Source organism: Pseudomonas sp. RGM 3321, assembly GCF_022836805.1.
Classification (GTDB): Bacteria; Pseudomonadota; Gammaproteobacteria; order Pseudomonadales; family Pseudomonadaceae; genus Aquipseudomonas.
Genome location: NZ_JALHBH010000112.1, coordinates 180,614 through 187,669, shown reverse-complemented (window position 1 = coordinate 187,669; position 7,056 = coordinate 180,614). Strand labels below are relative to the sequence as shown.

Genomic DNA, 7,056 nt, shown 5'->3' with positions numbered 1-7,056 from the left:
CCCGAATTTCTTGACGACCATAGAACATTGGAACCACCTGATCCCATCCCGAACTCAGTAGTGAAACGATGTATCGCCGATGGTAGTGTGGGGTTTCCCCATGTGAGAGTAGGTCATCGTCAAGATTAAATTCCAGAAACCCTCATCGCTTACGCGTTGAGGGTTTTTGTTTGTCTGGATTTTGATATTTTATACCGCTTCCAATACGACAGGACGGTCAGGTGCATGGCTAAAAACACTCTATCAACCAAGCCCAAAGCAGATCTGCTGGTGCTCTACATTCAGCTGAAAGAGGTCAAGCCCAAGGTATGGCGTCGCGTGGTCGTGCCTGAAACGATTACTCTGGTCAAATTGCATGCCGTCATTCAGTGGGTAATGGGCTGGGAAGGTGGGCATCTGCATGAGTTCGAAATTGGCGGTGAGCGTTACGGCATTCAAAATGCTGATGGCATGGGGCCTCCTGTAAACTCCCAGAACAGGAAGACACTGATCAAAACGCTGGCCGGTAAAAAGACGTTTGGCTATCTTTACGACTTTGGAGACAATTGGGATCACCAGATCAAAGTCGAGAAGAAACTGCCCGAAGGATCCTGCCCTCAGGTGCCTTACTGCATTGATGGGGCTAATGCTTGCCCACCGGAAGACGTAGGTGGCAGCTGGGGCTATTCGGAGTTTCTCGCAGCAATCACAAAGCCCGATCATCCCGATCACGACAACATGCTCGGATGGTATGGCGATCGCTTCGACCCAGCCTTCTTTGACCATACTCGCGTTAATTATGGGTTGTACGGTATGAAGGTCTGAATTCCAGACAACAAAAAAGGCCGCATTCTCATGCGGCCTTCCGGTTACAACTGACAGTCTTTACGACGCTACTTCTGGAACCGCTGGCTTCACTTCATCGCGACGCTGAATGTATTTCCAGTCAGCCTCATCGATGTATATCCCGTTAGGCCCGCTGCCGCCTTCCAGGTCGATAGCCACATGTGCCGAGACCTGTGGCTTCACACTTGCCAGAATCGGGACGAAGCCTAGTTGCAGGCTCGTTTCCAGCAGTGCAGCCTGGTTCTTCTCATCGATGTCTGCTGCTTCGTCCAGGTAATAAGGCAAGCGCACCCGACCAGCCTGATCCCGATCCATCAAGTGCAGCAACAAGTACATGTTGGTCAGTGCCTTGATGGTCATCGTCGTACCATTTGAAGCTGCGCCGTCGATATCGGTGTGGATAACCGGCTGACCATTGACCTTGGTGATTTCGAATGCCAGTTCGAACAAGTCCTTCAAGCCCAACTGGTTATGGTTGGCAGCCACAAGTCGCGCCAGATACTCCTTGGCCTCTTCGTTCTTGTTGTCCTGCTCGGCGCTCTGGCTCAGGTCGAAGACCGACAGCGTTTCGCCTTCTTCATATTGCCCGGCGCTGTGGATAATCTGGTCGATGTGCTTGAGCGCTTCCTTGTTCGGCGCGAGCACGATACGGAAGCTTGCCAGGTTCGACACCTGGCGTTTGTTGATCTCGCGGTTGAACAGCGCCAGTTGATGCTCAAGGCTGTCGTAGTCGCTACGAATGTTTCGCAGGGTACGGGCGATATCCGTGACCGCAGCGCGACGAGCCTTGCCCAGCGTAAGCGCCTCATCGGTACGGTGTGCGTAGGCATTGATCAGCAGTTGCAGGCGACGCTCCATGTCGTCCTCGCTGTCGAACTTGGCCACACCCTTGAGGCGAACCTGGGCATACAGCGCTTCGATCTGCCCATCGCTGCGCAACAGACCTTGCCAGCTGTCCTGGTAATCGTTGAGCAGTGGCAACAGGTTATCCATGGAATCATCAATCGGGTCCATGAACGGCGTGCCGAACGGCAGATCCGCCGGCAATAACTGGCGGCGGCGTAGTGCGTCATCCAGCGTGCGTTGCTTGGATTCCATATCACCGATCTGACGGGCGATCAGTTGCAGCTTGGCCGAGAGCTGCTGGACGCGTTCGGTGAATGCATCGCTGGAGCGTTTCAGTTCATCCTGAGCGGCTTCCATCTGCGCCAGCTCTTCCAGCTTGCCGGACTCCTCCGCGCTCAAGGTCTGGCAGCGGCGGAAGTCTTCAAGTGCTTTTTGAGCATCCAGCACCTGTTGATACAGCGCCTCGGTGCGGGTCTTGCTCGCCGCGCGGTCGGCGGCCACAGCCTGCTGGGTTTTCAGTTGCTTGAGTTCTTTCTCCAGACGCTCTTTCTGATCGCGTAGCGCAGCACGATCGGCCAGCGCCTGCAGGGCAGGAGGCTCGATACTCGACAGGTTGATGGTCAGCCCGGGTACGGTGAATTGATCGCCTTTGAAGCCATCCAGAATGGTTTCCAGCGATTTTACCCACGCATCGTTATCGTCCAGCGCAATACCTTGCTCACCCAATGGCAGGCTGAACAGCGCGCTGTTGAACAGGCGCATCAGGCGTTCTACATCCGGCTGGGAGAACTCTTCACGCAAACGGGCGTAACTGTTGTTGTCCGCGTGGTCGAGCTGTTGCTTGACCGACTTGAGGCGTTTCTCCAGATCGCGCAGACGCTCGTCCAGATCTTCGGCGCTGAACTGCCGCGACTGGGCCAGTGCACCGGCCAGTTCATCGTGAGCATCCTTGGCTGCGAGCAGTTGCTGCTCCAGCACCTTGACGTCATCGACCAGCGCGAAACGATTCTTCAGCACCGACAGCTCGCCGACCCAGCGCTGGATGCTGCTGATCTCGCGCTCCAGACGCATCAGTTCCTGAGTGCTGCTGCGCTGATCGTTCTGCATCTCATCCTGCTGAGCACGGTAATGCTCGGCCTGAGCGACCAGTTCTTCCTTGCGCGCGCCAGAGTAGTCCGACCAGGTGCCAAGCAGTGAATCAAGGATTGGCGACAGACGATGCAGTTTGCCGCGCAACAGATCACGCTGTTTGACTCCGGCAGCCAGCGCCTCGACCAGCGGGCCAGCCAGTACCAGCGAGTTGTAATCCTGCTCCATGCGCCGCACGTCGCGGAAAGCCTCTTCGCAGGCGGCGATGTAGTCGACGCTGCCCGAACGAAGGCTGTGCTCGAAGGCATCGAGAAACAGCTGCTTGAGTTTGGCTGCCGTGATTTCACGCATGTGCAGCAGGTTGATGAACAGCGCACGGAACGTCTTCAGGCTCTGCTCGCTGGTGGAGCGCAGCGGGATCAGGGTCAGGTCCAGCGGGATCGAGGTATGACCGCCGACCAGCAGGCGGCGCAGCTCGTCCGGCTTGAGTTCGTAGGCTTTCAGGCCCTGGCTTTCCAGGTTGCTGAACAGCTCTTTCTGACGCAGGCAGGTGTCGTTCTTCTGGTAATGACCCAAGTCCAGCTCGCCGGCATAGGCGAAGAACTGATGGCCGAAACCGCCACCCGGGCCGCGGCCTACCACGCCAATCACATGCGGGCCGTGGGGCAGGGAGACTTCCACCAGAATGTAACTGGTGTCGGTGGCAAAGTAGAAGCGCCGGGACTGCTCAAGGCTGTACTTGCCGAAGCTCATGTCCGACATGCGCGCCAGAATCGGGAATTGCAGGGCGTTGATCGAGGCGCTCTTGCCCAGGTTGTTCGCGCCATACACCGACAGCGGGTTTTCCAGCGGGAACAGGCCGAGGCTGTAACCGGCAGTGTTCAACAGGGCAAAGCGGCGGATGCCATAACGTTCCTGGCTCATGTGTCCATCTCCTGTCGTTGCTCATCGGCGATTGCCCGGGCAAGTGCCTCTTCCTCGGTTTCTTCACCGAATTCAGCCAGGTCCAGAGGGTCATCGGTTTCCAGCAGCTTCTCGTCGCTGTCGTCATCGATGAGCACAGGCGTTGGCAGTGGCAGGGCGCTATGCAGGCTGGCCGCCAGATCGCGGTCCTGTTGCACCGACAGGCACACATCGAGAAAACGGTGCATCGGTGGCAGGAAGCGGTAGATACCGACCTCTTCACTGGCAAAACCCAGTTGCGTCATGCGGCGCATGATCTTCTCTTCCAGCTCTTCCTGGGTCTGCACTTCCGCCTGAAGAAACAGGTCCCGGTACTTTTCCAGCATCGAAGGCAGTTCGTCGCGGCCCAGACTGCCGCCATCCAGTACGGCCATCGGGTCACGGCCCTGATCGGCCAGATGCTCGACGAGGATGAAGGTGAACAGCGCCAGACGTTGAGCGGTCTTGTTGACCTGTGCGGCGGCCAATTCAGGCACGAAATAGTAGAAACCACGGGTGTCGCAGATCAGTTCGTAGCCCAGTGCCTTGAACAGCGCGCGGTACTGGTCCTGGCAGTTGGAGAGTTGGGCATACAGCTCCGGGTCACGGCGGCTGATGTGATAGCCCTTGAACAACTCGCGAAAGATCGGCGCGAGCTGGGACATTTCGGATAGATCAAGATGCATGAACGGGGCTCTCGGAATGCTCTGGCTGCTCGTCTTTTGCGGCGAGCAGGGCAAAGGAGCGCAGGCTGACGCGGTGCTCCCGGGTGAAATATTCGCGACGCTCGAGGCGTTCACGGGCGAAGCGCTTGTCCCGCGACAACCGCGAGAACCAGTACAACAGCTCGTCGGTTTCGCCGGTCGGTTCCTGCTCCAGCAGCCAGACCATCAGGTCAGGCATCGGCAGGGCGCTTTCGCAGCGCTCGAGCATTTCCTTGACCGTACGTGGCGCGCGGGGCGGTTCGCCCTTGCGTGTACCACTGGCCTTGGGGAATTTCGCAGGCTTGGGTTCAAAGCGCGCCAAGGCATAGACATAAGCCTCGACCTGACTCGCGCTGCCCAGAAAGGTACTTTGCGGGCGGGTAAACAATGGCATGGCAGCCTGTGGCACTGCGTCCAGACCCTTGCGCCGAATCGCCGACAAGGCCAGCGCCGCGCCGCGGGTCACCGCGTTATGGCGACGTGCCTCCTCGCGCAGCGGCAACAGCAGCTCGCGTGCATGACGCAAGGTCAGCTGGGCGCTGGTCTGCATCTCCAGAATGCGCGCATGGGTGCGCAGCAGCATGTCGTCGTCGACCAGATGACCGAGGCGTTGTTGCTCGGTCAGCAGGCGCAGCAGCACATTCTCGACCTTGCGCACACCCTGTTCGAAAGCGCCGTCGGCATTGACCAGTTGAATCATCGGCTCGACGTATTCGTCCCAGGTGGCCAGAACTTCTGCATACCGCTGGCGCAAGGGGATCTGTCGGTCGCTGGTCTTGGCCCGGTCGGCTACCGCGACCAGTGCCTGTTCGTCGTTGGCGAGCTTCTTGAGAACGTCGCGCACCCGCATGTCCAGCAGCCGCAGCTGCCTGGCCAGATCATTGGCATCGCGAATATCGAACGCGTCCTGAATGTAACCGGCCAGGCGCTCCAGATGGCGCAGATAAGCCTCGATTTCCAGGCACAGGCCCAGCCGGTGCTCGCGGCGCAGGTAGGACAGGAAGTCATGGATCTGTGCGTTGAGCTCAAAGCGGTTCGGACTTTTCGCGACGGGCACCAGAATGTCCAGACGAATCCACACGTCCAGCAGGTTGGTGATGTCTTGCGGGGTGCTGTCCTGCTGCTGAGCGGCCAATTGCAGGCGCAGCTCGCTCAGGCTCAACGTACCCTGGTCGAAGTGTTCGCATAAGGGCTCGAGTAGCGCCCAGTGCTCGGCAAGGGCGCGCAGGACGCGCTTGGGTTCGATCATCGTTAGGCCGACTGTTGGCAAGTGAAAAGCGGCAATTGTACTGCATCAGTCGCCTGATATTTCACCTGCGGGCGATATGCTGCAGCGCAAAAAGGCGAACAACGCTAGAATTGCGCGCTTAACTTATCCACAGGTGGCTGACCCTTGCTCAACGAGTCCCGTCGCCGCGCTTATTTGACTGCCATGCAGGTGGTCAACTGGCTGCCGCGCACAGAACTGCCATTCGCCGCGCCGTCACGTCCGCAACTGCTTGTGCCGTTGCCGCCGCCGGTCGAGGTGCAGAACATTGCGCCTGCTGCCGCGCCATCTGCGCACGCTGCGCCGGTCGAAGCTGCGAACGTTGTGCCGATCGCCCGGCAGCCCGAGCGCCCGAAGGTCGAGGTGCCGCGTCCGTCACTGGCCAGCACGCGCACAGTTGCCCCGGTCGAAGAGGTCGCGCCTGCGCCGCCCAAGGCCGCAGTTGTGCCGCCACCGCGTTTTGCTCTGCAATTGCTGCGTGCCGGACGTTGCCTGCTGCTGGTAGAGCTGACCACCGGTCAGCCGTTTCAGAGCCGCGATCCGTCCTACCTGCTGCTCAAGGACATGCTGCGCGCTGCCGGTCTGCCCGACAGCCCGCAGATTATCGGCGAACCGGTGCGCTGGCCGTTGCTGGTGCGTGGTCAGATGGATCAGGGGCCGGAGGCGGCGCGCGACTTCGTGCAAGGCTTTGTCGGCGCCCGGCTTGAGGATGAACCCTGTGCGTGCCTGTGGCTGATCGGTTTGCCGTCTATGAAGTTCGCCGGTGAAGCCGACGCCGAATCCTATAACCGCGAATTGCAGATCGAAGGCCTGGGTACTGCCTGGGCGTTGCCGGGTCTTGAATTAATGATGGACGAGCCTGAGCGCAAGGCCGATGTCTGGAAAGCCATGCGTCGGCTGATGACGCGCTGGAAATCGATCGATGAGTGATGCCGTAACCTTCCGCCCCATGACCGAAGCCGATATGGATGCGGTGCTGAAAATCGAATACGCAGCCTTCAGTCATCCCTGGACACGCGGCATCTTTCTCGATGGCCTCAAGTCCTACGAGATCTGGCTGATGTTCGAAGGCGCGCAGCAGGTCGGGCACGGTGTAATTCAGGTCATCATCGATGAAGCACATCTGCTCAATATCACCGTCAAACCTGAAAATCAGGGCCGTGGTCTTGGCTTGCTGCTGCTGGATCATCTGATGAAGCGTGCTTATCAGCTAAACGCGCGGGAATGCTTTCTGGAACTGCGTGACAGCAACCGTCCAGCCTATCGTCTGTATGAAAACTACGGTTTCAACGAGATAGGCCGGCGTCGCGATTACTACCCGGCAGTCGGCGGCCGCGAAGACGCTGTGGTCATGGCCTGCACGCTTTTCGAGTAGTACAGCGC

General features: G+C 58.8%; 6 protein-coding genes and 1 rRNA gene. 4 read left to right on the top strand and 3 right to left on the bottom strand.

Going from position 1 to position 7,056, the window contains the following annotated elements; all coding sequences use genetic code 11:
* Nucleotides 1-9 precede the first annotated feature (9 nt).
* Nucleotides 10-125: ribosomal RNA gene (gene rrf, locus RGM3321_RS16500) — 5S ribosomal RNA — on the top strand.
* A gap of 100 nt (nucleotides 126-225) precedes the next feature.
* Nucleotides 226-804 carry a plasmid pRiA4b ORF-3 family protein gene (locus RGM3321_RS16495; RefSeq protein ID WP_244393953.1) on the top strand — a complete coding sequence of 193 codons (579 nt, stop codon included), beginning with the start codon at nucleotides 226-228 and terminating at the stop codon, nucleotides 802-804.
* Nucleotides 805-864: 60 nt separating this feature from the next.
* On the opposite strand, the gene mksF is transcribed toward RGM3321_RS16495, so the two are convergent.
* From mksF to mksB, 3 genes are read right to left on the bottom strand one after another with little or no spacing between them, the layout of a single operon-like run.
* Nucleotides 865-3,684, bottom strand: a complete 2,820-nt coding sequence (gene mksF, locus RGM3321_RS16490) for an Mks condensin complex protein MksF (RefSeq protein WP_244393952.1) — start codon at nucleotides 3,682-3,684, stop codon at nucleotides 865-867.
* The gene (gene mksE, locus RGM3321_RS16485; RefSeq protein WP_002552081.1) at nucleotides 3,681-4,388 is read right to left on the bottom strand and encodes an Mks condensin complex protein MksE; all 708 of its coding nucleotides are present in this window, start codon (nucleotides 4,386-4,388) and stop codon (nucleotides 3,681-3,683) included. The genes mksF and mksE overlap by 4 nt, the downstream gene beginning before the upstream one ends.
* Nucleotides 4,378-5,655: an Mks condensin complex protein MksB gene (gene mksB, locus RGM3321_RS16480; protein WP_244393951.1), complete on the bottom strand. Its 1,278-nt coding sequence runs from the start codon at nucleotides 5,653-5,655 to the stop codon at nucleotides 4,378-4,380. The genes mksE and mksB overlap by 11 nt, the downstream gene beginning before the upstream one ends.
* Nucleotides 5,656-5,799: 144 nt before the next feature.
* On the opposite strand from mksB, the gene RGM3321_RS16475 reads away from it, so the two are divergent.
* Together RGM3321_RS16475 and rimI are read left to right on the top strand one after the other, a co-directional pair.
* Entirely contained in the window at nucleotides 5,800-6,603 is an 804-nt protein-coding gene (locus tag RGM3321_RS16475; RefSeq protein ID WP_244393950.1) for an energy transducer TonB, read from the top strand.
* Entirely contained in the window at nucleotides 6,596-7,048 is a 453-nt protein-coding gene (gene rimI / locus RGM3321_RS16470) for a ribosomal protein S18-alanine N-acetyltransferase (RefSeq protein WP_002552084.1), read from the top strand. The genes RGM3321_RS16475 and rimI overlap by 8 nt, the downstream gene beginning before the upstream one ends.
* Nucleotides 7,049-7,056: the final 8 nt, after the last annotated feature.